Source organism: Actinomadura flavalba DSM 45200 (genome assembly GCF_000374305.1).
Lineage (GTDB): Bacteria > Actinomycetota > Actinomycetes > Streptosporangiales > Streptosporangiaceae > Spirillospora > Spirillospora flavalba.
The window spans coordinates 40,123-53,911 of sequence record NZ_KB894099.1; the positions used below are offsets into that span (position 1 = coordinate 40,123).

Here is a 13,789-nt window from a genome sequence, read left to right on the forward strand (position 1 = left end):
TCCGGGCGCCGGGCACCGAGTCCCGGCGTGGTGCGCACCACTGAAGACGGGAGGACGTCTCGTCGGCGTATGCGGTTTCCGATACGCCCGCGATACGTCCTACGCGGTGGGGTTGAGGAGGCCGTTCAGCCACTTCCAGAACTGGTCCCACCAGTTGCCGCCCGGCTGGGACGGCGACGGCGACGGGGTCGGCGTCGGGTCCGGGCCGGGGGTGCCGGTGTCGGCGGAGCCGGTGAACAGCAGGCGGTTGGCCGAGCCGTTGCCGGGGTTGCCGACGGCGCCGGTGGTCGCGGCGGACGTCAGCGCGGACGCGACCTGGGCGGGGCTGTGGCCGGGGTGGTCGGCCAGGACGAGCGCCGCGGCGCCCGCCACGTGCGGGGCGGCCATCGACGTGCCGGACATCGTCGCGGTCCCCCCGCCGTTGGACGTCGACACGATCTGCTGCCCGGGGGCGAACAGGTCGAGGCAGGAGCCGTAGTTGGAGAACGACGCGCGTGCGTCGGTCGCGGTGGTCGCGCCGACGGTGAGCGCGGCCGGGGTACGGGCCGGGGAGGTGTTACAGGCGTTGGTGTTCGAGTTGCCCGCGGCGAGCGAGAAGGTGACGCCGGACGCGATGGCCCGCTTGACGGCGTCGTCGAGCGCGGCGCTGGCCCCGCCGCCCAGGCTCATGTTCGCGACGGCGGGCTTGACGGCGTTGGCGGTCACCCAGTCGATGCCCTTGATGATCGCGGAGTTGGCCCCGCGGCCGTTGCAGTCGAGCACGCGGACGCCGACCAGCTTGGCGCCCTTGGCGATGCCGTAGGACGCGCCGCCGATCGTCCCGGCCACGTGGGTGCCGTGCCCCTGGCAGTCGTTGGCGTCGGTGTCGTTGTCGATGAAGTCGTATCCGGACCTCGCCCGGCCGCCGAAGTCGGGGTGGGACGTCAGGATTCCGGTGTCCAGGACGTACGCCGTGACGTTGGCGGCCTTGGTGTCGTAGGAGTAGCTGCGGCTGAGCGGCAGCGCCTTCTGGTCGGCGCGGTCCAGCCCCCACGACGGAGGGTTCTGCTGGACGTCGAACGCCTGGGAGATCGCGTCCTGCTCGACCGACGCGACGGCGGGGTCGGCGGCCAGCCGCCGCGCCCGGTCCGCGCTGAGCCGGGCCTGGAAGCCCTTGACGACGCTGGTGTAGACGAGCCCGACGTCGCCGGAGTACTTGCGGGTGAGCTGCTGGGCGCGGGTCCGCACGTCGTCCTGCCTGGGAGCCTGGCCGCTCTTGAGCGTGACGATGTAGCTGCCTTCGACGGGCTGCGCCGCCCGCGCGTTCAGGATCTCGCCGTCCGCGGCGGCGGGCGTCGCGGCGAGCAGGGGCAGCAGGAACGCGCCGGCCGCGGCGATCACGCGTGGTGAGTGGGGCATGAGGGGGGTTCACCTTTCGTCCTACGAGCTGTGCCGCCACGCGGGGGAACGCGGCCGCACAGGTAGGACGCGGATACGGTCCGCCGATAACACCCGAAAGAGAAATTCATCCGCCGGTGCGCACGGCGAGGCCGGTACCCGTGCCGGGTACCGGCCCCGCCGGGGGGCGGACGGTCAGTTCCAGGGGTTCCAGACCGACCAGGTGAAGGTGACCGAGGCGGTGCGGGACGACCGGTCGGTCACGGTGACGGTGCTGGTGGACAGGCCCCAGCGGGCGGGCGTTCCGGAGATCACGCCGGTGGCGCGGTCGATGGACAGCCCGGCGGGCAGACCCGACGCCGTCCACGTGTAGGGGGTGGTGCCGCCGGTGGCCGTCATCGCCAGGCGGTACGGACGGGAGGCATAGGCGGTCTGCGCGCCCGGGTCGGTGACGGCCGGAGGCGTCGTCGCGGTGCCGACGGTGAGGGTGAACGACGCGGTGGCGGACCGGCTCGCGGCGTCGGTCACGGTCGCCGTGACCCGCGAGGTGCCCGCCGCCGCCGGGGTGCCGGTGATGCTGCCGGTGGCGCGGTCGATGGACAGCCCGGCGGGCAGGCCCGACGCGGTCCAGGCGTAGGGCGCGGTGCCGCCGGTCGCGCGGAGGTCCAGCCGGAACGGCGTGCCGGGCCGGGCGGTCTGGTCGCCGGGCGGGGCGATGCTCGGGGCGCCGGGCGCCGTCGTCCCGGTGTACAGCGACAGGTTCCACTTGGTCAGCGCCTCGTTGACGGGCTGGCCGATGGTGTTGGGTCCGGACTGGCCGCAGGGGTTGCCGCCGCCGGAGTGCAGCCCGACGGCGGTGGCGCCGGACGCGGGGCCGGTGACGTAGGCGCCGCCGGAGTCGCCGCCGTTGGAGCAAGCGTTCGTCACGAAGAGGCCCGCGATGACGACGTTGCCGTAGTCGATGGTCTGGTTGATCTGGGTCACGGTGCCGCAGCGCAGGCCCGTGGTGCCGCCGGACCGGCAGATGGACATGCCCACGGTCGGTTCGGCCGAGCGGGTGACGGTGATGTCGCCCTGCCCGTGCCCGCTGACCTTGGCCGACTGCCGCCAGGCGGTCTCGGTGACGGCGACGACGCCGAAGTCGCCCTCGCGGGCGTTGACGCTGCGGTTCCCGCCGACGTTGGAGGTGCCGAGGCGGCTGCCGTCGTTGCCGTAGGCGGGCTGGTTCGCGTCGTTGGTGCAGTGCCCGGCCGTGAGCATCTGGCGGGAGCCGTCGCCGCCGGTGGCGCTGAACCCGATCGAGCAGTTGCCCTCCGAGCCCGGCTTCCAGTAGTCGCCGCCGACGACGTCGCCGCCGTGCTGGCGGTACCGGACGGGCACGTCCCGCAGCGCGACGGCGGGCGACAGCGCCGCGAGCCGCTCGCGGAGCGCCGCGTCCGCGCGCGGCGTCACCCGCACGACGACGCGGTCGGTGACGGGGTCGGTGCCCCAGCTCGCCACGCCGTCCGCACCGGCGCGGACGAGCGCGGACACGCGGGCCTCGACGCGGGCGAGCGCGGCGGGGCCGTGCCCGACGCGGACCGGGGTGGCGCCGGACGCGCGCACCAGGCGGGCGTGCGCGTCGTCGGTGACGGGCACGGCGAGCGTGCCGGAGCCCGCGTCGAAGTACAGTCCGGCCGCGCCGACGGCGGGCCGCAGCCGGTGCGCGGCCTCGCGGGCCTTCTGCTCGGCCGTCCAGCGGGCGCGGGTCTGCGCGGGGGTGAGGCCGAGGTCGCGCTGCATGGCCTTCAGCAGCGGGTCGGGGGCGGGGTCGGGCGCGGCCGACGCCGGGGCGGCCAGGACCGTCGCGGTCAGGACGAGCGCGGCCAGCGCGGCGAGGGAGCGGCGCGCGGGAGGGAGGGCGGTCATCGGTGGACCTTTCGCGCAGGGTGCGGGGGGAATCGCGATGAATGTAGGGATCAGCCTTCGCGCGGGAAAAGCGAGGAATCCCTTGTTCCGGGGCGCCCGTTGACCGCGAGCTGCGTGCGCGAGCGGACGCCGAGCTTGCGGTAGATCCGCGTCAGCGCCGCCTCGACGGTCTTCACGCTCATGTTCAGCGTCGCCGCGATCTCCTTGTTGGTGGCGCCCCCGGCCGCCAGTTCCGCGACGCGTTCCTCCCCGGCGGTCAGGTCGCCGCCGCGCGCCGGGTCGAGCCGCGCGGCCTCCAGCCGGACCTGGCGGGTCCAGGGACGCGCCCGCGCGGCCGTGAAAACCTCGGACGCCTCGGCCAGCACGTCGCGGGCCGGGGCGCGGCGGCGCCTGCGGCGCAGGACGCGCGCGAGGGCCAGCAGCGACCGGCCCCGCTCGACGGGCAGCCCGAGGCCCGAGAACGCGTCGGCCGATGAGCGCAGCGCCGTCTCGGCGGCGGCCAGGTCGCCGGCGGCGGCGTGCAGGGCCGCGTCGGCGCGGTCGAGCGCCGCCAGGACGCCCGGCCGCCGCCGGGCGGCGGTGCGGGTGCGGGCCGTCAGGTCGCGGCCCCGGCGTTCGCGGCCGGTGGCCGCGTACGCGGCGATCAGGTCGGCGTGCCAGCGGAGCTGGGACGGGTCGGCGACACCGGCCGCCTCCTCCAGTTCGGCCACCCGTTCCAGCGGCGCGAGCGCCGCCGCCGGGTCGCCCGACACGAGCGCGACCGTCCCGAGCACGTGCAGGCTGCGGGCCAGGAAGATCAGGTCGTGCTCCTCGCGGGACGCCCGCGCGGCGTGGGTGGCCAGCAGCCGGGCGTCGTCCCAGGTGCCGCCCGCGACCTCGGCCGCCGCCAGGGTGAACCAGGCCGGGCCCGGAGACAGCCCCGCCGACTCGGTCAGCGCGACGGCGCGGCGGGCGTGGGCCAGGGCGCGGTCGCAGCGGCCCGCGCGGGCGTCGATCTCGGCGCGGGTGCGCAGCAGGTCGACGGCGTCCTCGGCGGACGCCGCCCGCCGCACCCGCAGCCGCGCCAGCAGGGCGGCGGCCGCGTCGAGCCGGTCGTCGAAGACCGCGTGCCGGACGGCCAGGAACAGCGCCGAGTCGTTGAGCGGGCCCGGCCCGATCGGGCACAGGGTCAGCGCGCGGGCGAGCGTCCGCGCGGCGCCGGGGTGGCCGAGCAGCCGTTCGGTGCGCGCCCGCATCGTCAGCGCGCGGGCCAGCAGCTCGGGGTCGGCGGCGCGCTCGGCCAGCCGGACGGCGTCGCCGGCCTCGCGGCGGGCCAGGTCGGGCGCTCCCCCGGTCACGTTCGCGCGGATCGCCAACCGCAGCCGCACCTCGGCCTGGAGCGCGACGTCGCCGCCCGCGTCGGCCAGGGCGAGCGTGCCGGTGCCCGGCCGCCGTCCGATGCCCTGCCCGGTCGCGCGGAGCGCGGCCAGCCCGGCGCGGGCGCGGTCGGCGGGTCCGCCGACGCGGTCCAGCAGCGCGCCCGCCCGCGCGACCAGGTCGGGACGGCCCGCCCCGGCGGCGTCCTCGGCGGCGCTGACCGCCAGCGCCGGGTCGGCCGTCCGCTCAGCCGCGAGCAGGCCCAGTTCGGCCGCGTCGAGCAGGTCGCCGGACGCCCGCGCGGTGGCGGCGGCCCCGGCCAGCTCCGCCGCCACCGCCGGGGACGGCGCGCCGTGCGCCCGGTGGAACGCGCGGTCGACGGCGCCGCCGCACTCCGCGAGGCGGCGGTGCGTGGCCGTGCGGCGGCTCCAGCCCGCGGCGCGGACGACGAACGCGCTGATCGCGGTGCCGGTGAAGCGGACCGTCCCGGCCGCGTCGACGACGATCAGGCCCGCGTCGGCGGCGGGACCGAGCGCGGCGTCGGCGTGCCCGGCGCGCTCCAGCAGCGCCACGGTCGGCCTGCGCGCGAGCGCCGCCGTCAGCAGCGCGGCGCGGGCCGCCTCCGGCAGCGCCGCGAGCCCGGCGGCGACGAGGCCGTCCAGGGTCCGGTCGTCGTCGGCGGCTATCGCCAGCGCCCAGCCGGGCCGTCCGCCGGTGGCGGCGTGCACCCGCCCGGCCAGGTGGCAGGGCAGGCCGTGCGCGCCGAGGAGTTCCGCGACGTCCTGGCACGAGAGCGGCGGAACGGGCAGGTGCCGCGCGTCCGGCAACAGCGTCTCGGTGCCGGGGCGGCCCGCGACCGCGCACGCGGTGCCCGCGCGCGGCAGCGCGTACGCCAGCGCGGCGAGGCTGGCGGCGTCGGCGCGGTGCCCGTCGTCGATCGTGAGCAGGGCCGGGCCGCCGTCGAGCAGCGCGGTGAGCGCGAACCGGACCGCCAGCGCGTCCGGCGGCCCGCCGGTGCGGCGCAGCACGGCGTCCACGGCGGCGCGCTGCGCGCCCGGCAGCGCGCGGGGCGGGAGCGCCCGGACGATCTCCGCGACCAGCGCGTAGGGCGGTTCGTCGGCGCCGGGTCCGGTGGCGACGGCGGTGACCGGCCCGCCGGACGCCGCGCCGAGCGCCCGCAGGACGGTGCTCGTCCCGACGCCGGGAGGCCCCGTCAGCACGACGCGCCCGCCCCCGGACAGGGTCCGGCCCGCGACGGCGAGGATCTCCCGGCGGCCGGCGAGGGCTTCCACGCGCGCGAGCCTAGGCGGCCCGTCTTCCCGCGCGACAGCGGGAAAACCCTTGCCCCGCGACCTTGTCACCCGCCTGCGCGAAACCCGGGCCAACGCGCGCGGTGACTGCCTTGCGTTCGGCTTCCGGCGCGAGGCATCGTCGGTCCCCCCGATTTCCTGCCGGGGCCACCGGAAGGAACGCGTGACCATGAGCGAGGACCTGGCGGAGCGGGTGCGAGCGGGCGACGACCAGGCGGTCGCGGAGATCTACGTGCGGCACAGCGCCGCCATGCTCGGCTACGCGCGGACGCTCTGCCGCGACGAGCACACCGCCGAGGACCTGGTCAGCGAGGCGTTCACCCGCACGCTGCGGGCGGTGCGGCAGGGCGGCGGGCCGCGCGGCGCGTGGCGGCCGTACCTGTACGCGGCCGTGCGGAACCTGGCGGTGGACTGGGCCCGGACGCAGCGCCGCGCCGTCCTCGCCGACGACCTCGTCACGCTGTCCGACGGCCTCGCCGAGGGCACCGCCCCCGGCCCCGCCGAGCAGACCGCCCTGGCCGAGGACCGCGCGCTGATCGCGGCGGCGTTCCGGGCGCTGTCGGCGCGGCAGCAGAGCGTGCTGTGGCACACGATCGTGGAGGACGAGCCGCGCGCCGAGGTCGCCGCCGCCCTCGGCACCACCCCGAACCACCTCAGCGTGCTGATCTTCCGCGCCCGCGAGAGCCTGCGGGAGAGGTACCTGGCGCTGCACGGCTCCACCGGCTGCGCCGGGTTCTCGGCGGCGCTCGCGCACGCCGTCCGCAAGCCGGGCGCCCGGCAGCCGCGCAAGCTGCGCGAGCACCTGCGCGGCTGCCCGCGCTGCCGCACCGGCTACGCCGAGCTGACCGACCTGAACCGGCACCTGCGCGCCGCGCTGCTGCCCGCCGCGTTATCGCCCGTGTTCCTCGGCCGGTCCGGGGTGGACGCGGGTGCCGTCGCGGCCGGGAAGACGGGTGTGCTGCACAAGCTGGCGACGCTGCCCGCCGCCGGGCTCACGGCGGCCGGGGCGGCGTTCGTCGCCGTCCCGGCGGTGGTCGTGGTGGGCCTGCCCGACGCCCCGGAGCCGGGGCACCGCCCGCCGGTCGCGGTGCCGTCGGCGGCGTCCGCCGCGCCCCGGGCGTCCGGGGCGCCGGAGCGCGTTCCGTCTCCCTCGGCGGCGCCGGACTCGACGGTCGTCTTCGTCGCCGACCCGGCCCGCGACGGACGCGCCTCGCCCACGCGCCGGGCGAGCCGGGCGCGCACCGCGCCGCCGTCCGCCGGTCCCGACGCGGCGCAGCGGCGGGCGATCCGGGACGGCCGGGTGATGATCGCCGCCGCCAACCGGGGGCGGGCGGGCCACGGCCTGCCCGCCCTGCGCGTCGACGGACGGCTCGACCGGGCGGCGGCCGTGCAGGTGCTGGAGATGGCCGCCGACGGGACGGTCCAGGTGCGGTCGTCGTCGTCGGAGCTGACCCGCCGCTACGGCTACCCGGCCTGGTCCGGGGACTACCGCTCGGGCGGCATCGACCCCGCCACCGTCGCGGACCGCTGGTTCGGCGCGCGGGCGCCCGAGGGCGGCGCGGCCCGTTCGCCCGGCACCCGCGCCATCGGCGCCGGGTGCTCCACCGGCGCGGACGGCAGGACCACGTGGTGCGTGCTGCTCGTCGGGCGGAGCTGACGCGGGGGCCTTCGTGACCGGCCCGGCCGAGCGGGGGCGGGGCCGGGCCGGTCACGAAGGGGTCAGGCGCCCCGCGTCCAGCGTTGACCGGCCGTGCCGTCGCACGTCCGGATGACCGTGGCGGAACCGCCGCCGGTGGTGGTCAGGCACTTGCCGGTGGCGCTGCGCAGCGTGGTGCCGTCGTGGGTCCACTGCTGGTTCGGCTGGCCGTGGCACGGCCACAGGATGACGGGCGTGCCGTCCGCCGTCGCGTTGCCGCGCACGTCCAGGCAGGCGCCGAGCGAGCGCAGCGTCCGGTCGCCGGACGGGGTCCAGCGCTGGTTCGCGCCGTCGTGGCAGGCCCAGGTCAGGACCCGCGTCCCGGCCGTGGCCGCGCCGCCCGCGACGTCCAGGCAGCGTCCCTCGGCGTCGGCGTAGCGCTGGGCGCCGCCGGACGCCTGGCCGGTGACGCGGACGGTCGCGCCGGTCGCGGTGACCGACACGGTCTCGACGGTCACGCCGCCGTCGGTGACGCGGGAGCCGGGCTTGAGGCCGGTGTCGTCCTTGCCGCCGGTGGCGGGCGAGGGGTCGACGAGCTGCGAGGTGTGGAAGGCGCCCCGCTTCGTCAGATGCAACTGCACGCCCTCGCCGACGCCGGTGTCGATCGTGTTGCCGTTCTTCCGGTACGCCACGGTGATCCGGTCTCCGCCGGTGCCGCGCGGCAGTTCCAGCACCCGCGCGCCCGCGACCGACGCGGGCGCGTGCAGCGGCACCAGCGTGTAGGTGCCCGGCGCCGGAGCGGTGCGGAGCTGCGCGGGCGGAACCCAGCCCAGGTGCAGCAGTTCGGGCGCGGACAGGCCGCTGGCGTATCCGCCGCCGCCCATCACCGACGAGCCCCGGTACCCGGCGTCGGCGCAGTTCGACAGCGTGCCCGCCGCGCACGTCACGCTGGACAGGTGGCGCAGGCCGAGGTTGTGGCCGAGTTCGTGCGCGACGCCGCTGGCGCTGCCGCCGTCCGGCATCCACGTCACCGACCCCGGCTGCTGGCCCAGGCCGCCCCATCCGCACTTGGCGAGCCGGTTCGGGAACCAGATCGCCAGCGAGTCGTAGCCGGTGACGCCGCGCGCCGCGAGCATCTCACGCGTCTTGGTGTTCATCCTCCCGGAGTCGCAGGCGGCGGCCATGTCGATCGTCCACGGGCCCAGCACCTCCGGGCGTCCGGGCAGCGGCGCGAACGTCAGCGCGCCGTCGCTCGCCTCCCGGAAGTAGCGGGCGGAGGACTGGCCGTCGCCGAAGTACATGTCCCGCACCTTGGCGCGGTAGGCGGCGGAGGCGTCGATGCGGCTGTCGGTGAAGTCGACCAGCACCACGGCGAGACGCTTGGTGACGGCCTGCGCCGGCGCGGCGTCCGCCGTGGCGGGCACCGCCGTCAGCCCGGCCAGGACCAGCGCGGCCAGCGCGGCCGCGCGCCATCGACATCGTCGTTGCTCCATCGGGGGGCTCACTTCCTGGAGTGGGACATCACTCCTGAGACCCCCGCCGGGCCCACCGATTACAACTTCCGCGAAGAAAGCCCGAGGGATGGCGGCCACGCCGGCCGGTCGGTGCCTGCTGCTCGCCTTCTCTCCGGTGCCTACCCGATGAGGCCGACGCCCGCGAAGTGCGGGACCTCTTCGGGGGGCTGGGCTGAGGGGGCGGGGCGCCATTGAGAGCAGGAGACGACGCCGGGTTCGAGCAGCTCGGTGCCCTCGAAGAAGGCGGCGATCCCCGCCTGCGAGCGGGCGGTGATGGGGGTGCCGCCGCGTTCCATGACCGAGCGGACGGCGCGGCGCATGGCCTCGCCGTCGAGGGTGTCGCTGGTGTGGTCGCAGGTGTGGGAGATGACCAGCAGGCTGCCGGGGGCGAGCGGGGCTCGCAGGCGGCGAACGATGTCGCGGGCCTCGTCGTCGTCCAGGATGTGGTTCAGGACGCCGAGGAGCAGCAGCGCGACCGGTTCGCGCAGGTCGAGGGTCTGCGCGGCGTCGCGCAGGATCAGCTCGGGCTCGCGCAGGTCGGCCTGGAGGTACTCGGTGACGCCGTGCGGATGGCTGCTGAGCAGCGCGCGGGCGTGGGTGAGGACCAGCGGGTCGTTGTCGACGTAGACGACGCGCGCCTCGGGCGCCAGTCGCTGGGCCGCCTCGTGGGTGTTGTCCACGGTCGGCAGCCCGGACCCCAGGTCGAGGAACTGCCGGATGCCGCGCGAGACGGCCAACCGGACGGCGCGGCCGAGGAACGCCCGGTCCTGCCGGGCGGACACCGCGATGCCGGGCACATGCCGGATCACCTCGTCACCGGCCTCCCGGTCGGCGCGGTAGTTGTCCTTGCCGCCCAGCCAGTAGTCCCAGATGCGAGCCGAATGCGGCACGCTCGTGTCGATCCCGGACGGCGGCTCCTGACTCACGCGCACTCCCTCGTCGATCCTTCCTTCACTGTACGTCAGCGGCCGGTCGCGCCGTCGATGAGCTCGCGGAGGATGTCGGCGTGACCGGCGTGGCGGGCGGTCTCCTCGATCATGTGGGCGAGGGCCCAGCGGACGGTGGGGGCGGGGCGTTTCGAGCGGGGGCGGGGCACCGGGGCGGTGAGATCGGTGCACGCGTCCAGCACGTCGTTCGCCCGCTCGACCGTCTCCCGGTACCGGGCGACGACCTCGGCCACGGTCCGTCCCGGCGGGGCCTGGAAGGTCGCCTGCCAGTCCGCGACCTCCTCGCCGAGGAACATCGCGCCCTCCACGGCGGTCAGGTGGTGCAGGAGACCGAGCAGGTTCGTGCCGGACGGCACCGCCGCCGCCCGCGCCTCGGCGTCGGGGGCACCGTCGACCTTCGCGGCGACCGACGCGCGCAGGTAGTCGAGGAACCCCCGCAGCACCTCCGCCTCATCGCCACCCGTACGGGGCGGCGGGGTGTCACGCCGCGTGGCCCTCACCATCACACATCAACTCCTCCGGTCGGCCCCCAGTCTTGCCGAAACAGCGCGCTCAGGCACGCAACCTTGCCGTTCCAGCAAACCCATGGCCGATTGTGGGCGGTGGCCGAGCAGCCGCGCCGGGCGCAGACTGGGGGGATGCGGACGGGTGCGGTGGTGCGGGTCGGTGGGTTGGCGCTGCTCGTCGGGGCGGGGGTGGGGACCGTCGGGTACGCGATCGTGGCGGGGCTGGACGCCGCCGACAAGCTGGCGAGCGTGGTCGGCGCGGTGACGGCGCTGGTCGCGCTGGGGCTGACGGTGTGGGCGCTGCGGCGGCGCGGCGACCGCGACGGGCCGGGCGCGGCGTCGTTCACGGTGAACAGCCGCGACGTCGGCAGCGTGAACCAGGCGTCGCACATCGACACGCTCATCGTCGGGGAGCCGCGGCGGCCCGACGTGTGAGGCGTTTGGGGCGGGGCGGGGTCAGAGGGGGTTGGGCTCGACGAGGCCGGTGCGGCGGGCGTGGAGGATGAGGTGCAGCGTGAGCTGGGTATCAGGGGTGTAGAGGGTGGGGCCCAGGAGCTGTTCGAGCTTGCGGAGGCGGTAGCGGACCGTCTGGGGGTGGACGTGGAGGGCGGCGGCGACGGCGGTGGAGTTGAAGCGGTGCTCGATCAGGGCGAGCAGCGTGTCGGCGAGGCCGTTGCGGAGCGCGGGGCGTTCGTCGAAGATCGCCAGGCGGTCGGCGGCGACCAGCTCCACCAGCTCGCGCTCCCGCAGCATCAGCAGCGCGGGCAGGTGGTCGGTGACGACGATGGGCGCGTCGGTGCCGACGAGCCCGGCGTCGGCCAGGGCGAGGCCCTGGTGGGCCCAGCGGGCCGACTTCGCGCAGTCGGTCACCGGCACCGGAGGGCCGATCGCGGCGATCCAGCCGTCCAGTCCGGCGATGAGCCGCTGGCGACGGCCGGGGCCGTCCGGGTCGGGAAGGATCACGACGGGGTCGTCCAGGTGGAGCCCGCACAGCGCGTCCGGCGGCACGTCGGGAGGACGCGGACGGGCCGTGTCGCGGGCGCGCAGCGCGACGGCCGCGACGGTCGCGGGCAGCCGCCAGCCCGCCCGGCGGGCCAGCTCGTCCAGCGGCGGACGGGCGGGCGGGTCGGGGTCGAGCAGGTGCGCCAGCAGCCGGTGGCGGCGGCCGTCGGTGCGTCCGCCGGAACCGGCCTCGGCGTCGGCGTATCCGGCCGCCGCCTCCTCGGTGACGCGGTCGGTGTAGGCGAACACCGCCTGGGCGATCTGCCCGATCTCCGACACGTGCGTGTTCAGGCCGAGCCGTTCGGCCTGGTCGGTGAGCCGGACGATCGCGACGCCCGCCCCGATCCGGACGGCGCTGCGCCAGGCGTCCAGCGACCGGCCCTCGCGGGCCTCGCCCGCGCCGACCTCGCGCGCGAACTCCAGCACCCCGTCCGACGACAGCGTCCCGTCGCCCATGAGGTCGACGAAGTGCCCGATCAGCACCTCGACCATGGCCTCCAGCGTCCGCGCGTACCGGGGGTCGTCGGGCCGGACGTACTGCGGCACCTCGCGGCGGATGCGGTCGGCGGCCTCGCGGGCGATGACGGGGACGGCGGAACGCAGCGCGGGCGCCGCGTGGGCCACCCGCGTCAGGCCCTCCGCCGACAGGTCCGAGAGGTCGGCCAGGGCGAGGGTCGCGCCGGTCGTTCGCATCGTGTCCCCTTTCGGCCGTCCGGCGTCCGCTCCAGGTCGCCGGGCGCGCCACCGTGTCACCGCGCCGGAAAAATTGTCAATCCCTGCTCGGATAAGCACGGGGACCACTCAGCGCATGCGAATCGGCGCGCCCCGAAAAGGCACGCTTCCCGGTATACAGCCAGTTCAGCGCCTCGCGCCAACGCCGCGAACCGCAGAAATCCTGCCATTTCCGGTGTCCGGAACGGCCGTTGGCGCGGTCCCGCGCGCCGCCGTTCTTTGTGTCAGGTCACAAGAGTTCATGGCATCCCGCCCCACGAACATCGTCGGTGGATCACTGGACCGGGGGCCGTTCCGTCGGCCACCATGCGTGTTCCCACCCCCACGGAGGCGTCATGGCGGAATCCCGGCTGATGCGCTGGTTCACCGACAACGTGCCGCATCTCGCGCAGCTCGTGACCGAGGAGAGCCGTCGCGCCCTCCCCTACTACGCGGCGATGCCCCAGCAGCGCCTGTTCACCACCATGCTGCCCGCGGCCGAGGCGTCGATCGGGTTCAGCGCGCAGAAGCTGCGCGAGGGCAACCCGACGCTCACCGCCGAGGAACGACGCGCGATCATCGACTGGTCGGCGCGGCGCGCCGAGCAGGGCGTCCCGCTGGACGTGGCGCTCGCGGCCCACCACCTCGGCAACCGCGTGTGCTGGGAGGCCATCGCGGCGGAGGCCCGCCCCGACGAGGCCGACGACCTCGCCGCGATCACCCGGCACATGTTCGACTTCCTCCAGGAGGTCATCCCGGCGGTCGCGACGGCGCACGTCCGCGCCCAGGAGGAACGGCGCGGCGAGCAGCGCGAGGGGCTGCGGATGCTGCACGGCGCCCTGCTCGCCGGGGAGCCCGCCGAAGCGCTCGCCGGACGCGTCGGCGTCGAGCTGGCCGAGGCGTACCGGGCGGTGACGCTGCGGTTCGCGGGCGAGGAGCCGACCGTGGCCCGCACCGTGCGGACGGTCCGGGAGGTGCAGCAGGCACTCGGCACCACGCTCGCGTCGGTGCAGCCGCACGCGGTGAGCGTCCTGCTGCCGAAGACGGCGCCCGGCAACGGCGACGCGCTGACGCGGCTGGTCACCGACGTGGAGCGCGCGGCGGGCCGTCCCGTCGTCGCGGCCGTCGCCGAGGCCGTCGACCGCGCCCGCATCCCGGCGGCGGCGCAGGAGGCCGCCGAGGTGTCGGCGCTGGTGCTGCGGCTCGGGCGCCCGCCAGGCACGTACACGCTGGACGACGTGCTGCTGGAGTACCAGCTCGCCCGCCCCGGCGAGGGGCTGGCGCGGATGGCCGCGCGGCTCGACCCGCTCGCCGACCACCCCGAACTGCTGGACACGCTGCGCATCTACGTCCAGCACGGCCACAACCGCCGGTTGACCGCCCGCGACCTGCACATCCACCGCAACACCCTCGACTACCGGCTGCGCGGCGTCGCGCGGCGCACCGGCCTGGACCCGGGCGAACCGCAGGACGCGCAGATCCTCGCGGCGGCCCTCACCGCCCGGGATCTGCTCGACTGAGG

10 protein-coding genes are annotated in these 13,789 nt (G+C 76.3%); 3 read left to right on the forward strand and 7 right to left on the reverse strand.

Features of this window, described 5'->3' with window-relative positions:
- Positions 1–99 precede the first annotated feature (99 nt).
- The 3 genes from C229_RS0122655 to C229_RS31480 all read right to left on the reverse strand — a co-directional run bounded on the left by C229_RS0122655 (position 100) and on the right by C229_RS31480 (position 5,933).
- Positions 100–1,380, reverse strand: coding sequence for a S8 family peptidase (locus C229_RS0122655; protein ID WP_018657402.1), 1,281 nt, complete (start codon positions 1,378–1,380; stop codon positions 100–102).
- A 192-nt stretch (positions 1,381–1,572) separates the two neighbouring features.
- A complete protein-coding gene (locus C229_RS35860) occupies positions 1,573–3,285 on the reverse strand; it encodes a putative Ig domain-containing protein (RefSeq protein WP_018657403.1) in 1,713 nt (570 codons plus the stop codon).
- A 50-nt stretch (positions 3,286–3,335) separates the two neighbouring features.
- Entirely contained in the window at positions 3,336–5,933 is a 2,598-nt protein-coding gene (locus C229_RS31480) for a helix-turn-helix transcriptional regulator (RefSeq protein ID WP_018657404.1), read from the reverse strand.
- 187 nt (positions 5,934–6,120) lie between these two features.
- Between C229_RS31480 and C229_RS33120 the strand changes: the two genes are divergently transcribed.
- Positions 6,121–7,608 carry a sigma-70 family RNA polymerase sigma factor gene (locus C229_RS33120; RefSeq protein ID WP_155885000.1) on the forward strand — a complete coding sequence of 496 codons (1,488 nt, stop codon included), beginning with the start codon at positions 6,121–6,123 and terminating at the stop codon, positions 7,606–7,608.
- Between the two features lie 62 nt (positions 7,609–7,670).
- Here C229_RS33120 and C229_RS33125 read toward each other — a convergent pair whose 3' ends face one another.
- The 3 genes from C229_RS33125 to C229_RS0122685 all read right to left on the reverse strand — a co-directional run bounded on the left by C229_RS33125 (position 7,671) and on the right by C229_RS0122685 (position 10,551).
- Positions 7,671–9,092 carry a ricin-type beta-trefoil lectin domain protein gene (locus tag C229_RS33125; RefSeq protein WP_169513861.1) on the reverse strand — a complete coding sequence of 474 codons (1,422 nt, stop codon included), beginning with the start codon at positions 9,090–9,092 and terminating at the stop codon, positions 7,671–7,673.
- Positions 9,093–9,220: 128 nt separating this feature from the next.
- Positions 9,221–10,033, reverse strand: coding sequence for an SAM-dependent methyltransferase (locus tag C229_RS0122680; RefSeq protein ID WP_018657406.1), 813 nt, complete (start codon positions 10,031–10,033; stop codon positions 9,221–9,223).
- Positions 10,034–10,062: 29 nt separating this feature from the next.
- Positions 10,063–10,551, reverse strand: coding sequence for a DinB family protein (locus tag C229_RS0122685; protein WP_026314062.1), 489 nt, complete (start codon positions 10,549–10,551; stop codon positions 10,063–10,065).
- Between the two features lie 135 nt (positions 10,552–10,686).
- Between C229_RS0122685 and C229_RS0122690 the strand changes: the two genes are divergently transcribed.
- On the forward strand, positions 10,687–10,989 hold the full coding sequence (locus tag C229_RS0122690) for a hypothetical protein (RefSeq protein ID WP_155885003.1): 303 nt from the start codon (positions 10,687–10,689) through the stop codon (positions 10,987–10,989).
- Between the two features lie 21 nt (positions 10,990–11,010).
- Here C229_RS0122690 and C229_RS0122695 read toward each other — a convergent pair whose 3' ends face one another.
- The gene (locus tag C229_RS0122695) at positions 11,011–12,249 is read right to left on the reverse strand and encodes a PucR family transcriptional regulator (protein ID WP_018657409.1); all 1,239 of its coding nucleotides are present in this window, start codon (positions 12,247–12,249) and stop codon (positions 11,011–11,013) included.
- Positions 12,250–12,623: 374 nt separating this feature from the next.
- Between C229_RS0122695 and C229_RS0122700 the strand changes: the two genes are divergently transcribed.
- Complete coding sequence (locus tag C229_RS0122700) at positions 12,624–13,787, forward strand: PucR family transcriptional regulator (RefSeq protein ID WP_018657410.1); 1,164 nt, start codon at positions 12,624–12,626, stop codon at positions 13,785–13,787.
- The last annotated feature ends 2 nt before the right edge of the window (positions 13,788–13,789 follow it).

Bases quoted from the DNA above. Each gene is read 5' to 3' on its own strand.
- C229_RS35860 (WP_018657403.1), bottom strand. From the start codon at position 3,285: ATGACCGCCCTCCCTCCCGCGCGCCGCTCCCTCGCCGCGCTGGCCGCG.
- C229_RS33120 (WP_155885000.1), top strand. From the start codon at position 6,121: ATGAGCGAGGACCTGGCGGAGCGGGTGCGAGCGGGCGACGACCAGGCG.
- C229_RS0122685 (WP_026314062.1), bottom strand. From the start codon at position 10,551: ATGGTGAGGGCCACGCGGCGTGACACCCCGCCGCCCCGTACGGGTGGC.
- C229_RS0122700 (WP_018657410.1), top strand. From the start codon at position 12,624: ATGGCGGAATCCCGGCTGATGCGCTGGTTCACCGACAACGTGCCGCAT.
- C229_RS0122690 (WP_155885003.1), top strand. From the start codon at position 10,687: ATGCGGACGGGTGCGGTGGTGCGGGTCGGTGGGTTGGCGCTGCTCGTC.
- C229_RS0122695 (WP_018657409.1), bottom strand. From the start codon at position 12,249: ATGCGAACGACCGGCGCGACCCTCGCCCTGGCCGACCTCTCGGACCTG.